We start from the raw sequence: 885 nt of genomic DNA, 5'->3' as shown, positions 1-885 counted from the left end.
CCCCACGAGGGGGGAGATTGGCAGCTTTGCGGCTTTCGCCAATTTCTTGCGCCCCTCAAATCCCGGACCCATCCAACTGCTGGGCGTCTTCGCCTTCCCAGGGCGCCGGCATCGACGCGCGGCTAAGGTTGGCGGTGGGCAGCGGCATCCAGCATTTCAGTTCCGGGTCGGCGTATTCGATGACGCGCCCGGGCGAAGAGTCCGACGCGCGCCAGCCTTCCGAGGCGAACTGGTCGGCACGCGACCAATAGGCAAGGTCGACTTCCGCCGGTCCCTGCTCGGACGGACGCACAGTGACCAGGATGCGGCTGCCGTCCTTCGGCGCCGTCGACATGTGGCGCCACCGTTCGGGCTCGTCCATCGCATTCCTCCTCGCACTCGTAGCGTTGGGAGGAGTGTCGCCTCGTGGTCCGAAGGGGTCAACCCAAAGTTTGCGCCAGGCATCGGCTGATGACCCCTCCAGACGGTGCCTGCACAGTTGTGCGCAACACGCCGCGGGCGGTCATGCACGCTCGACGGGCCGTGACCCAGTTGATAAGCCCGTCTGCGAAAGGAGCGCCTGAGTCGAGATGACCGTTGCGATCGAGATGGGACAGACGACCGCAGGCGCCCCGGCGAAGCTGGATCTCGAGGAACTGCTCGCGACGCGCCTTTTGGTGCAGGGCAATTCGGGCTCCGGCAAGTCGCATCTGCTGCGGCGCCTGCTGGAGCAGAGCGCGCCCTGGGTGCAGCAGACCATCATCGATCCCGAGGGCGACTTCGTTTCGCTGGGCGACCGTTACGGCCATCTGGTGATCGATGCCGAGCAGCATACCGAGCGCGGCCTGCAGGCGGCAGGCGAGCGGGCGCGCATGCATCGCGTCTCCACCGTGCTCAATCTCGAAG

2 protein-coding genes are annotated in these 885 nt (G+C 66.2%); one reads left to right on the top strand and one right to left on the bottom strand.

The window, feature by feature from the left end; genetic code table 11:
* Positions 1-55: 55 nt before the first annotated feature.
* On the bottom strand, positions 56-361 hold the full coding sequence (locus ENZ75_RS33065; RefSeq protein ID WP_013530714.1) for a hypothetical protein: 306 nt from the start codon (positions 359-361) through the stop codon (positions 56-58).
* A gap of 208 nt (positions 362-569) precedes the next feature.
* Between ENZ75_RS33065 and ENZ75_RS33060 the strand changes: the two genes are divergently transcribed.
* Positions 570-885, top strand: a 316-nt coding sequence (locus ENZ75_RS33060; protein WP_164888233.1) for a DUF87 domain-containing protein, incomplete at its 3' end; no start/stop codon positions are given.

The sequence above is a fragment of the Mesorhizobium sp. M7A.F.Ca.CA.002.04.1.1 genome, from assembly GCF_004022805.1.
Lineage (GTDB): Bacteria > Pseudomonadota > Alphaproteobacteria > Rhizobiales > Rhizobiaceae > Mesorhizobium > Mesorhizobium ciceri.
Note: the sequence above shows the minus strand (reverse complement) of the source record. Positions and strands in the feature narration are given on the sequence as shown.

Bases quoted from the DNA above. Each gene is read 5' to 3' on its own strand.
- ENZ75_RS33065 (WP_013530714.1), bottom strand. From the start codon at position 361: ATGGACGAGCCCGAACGGTGGCGCCACATGTCGACGGCGCCGAAGGAC.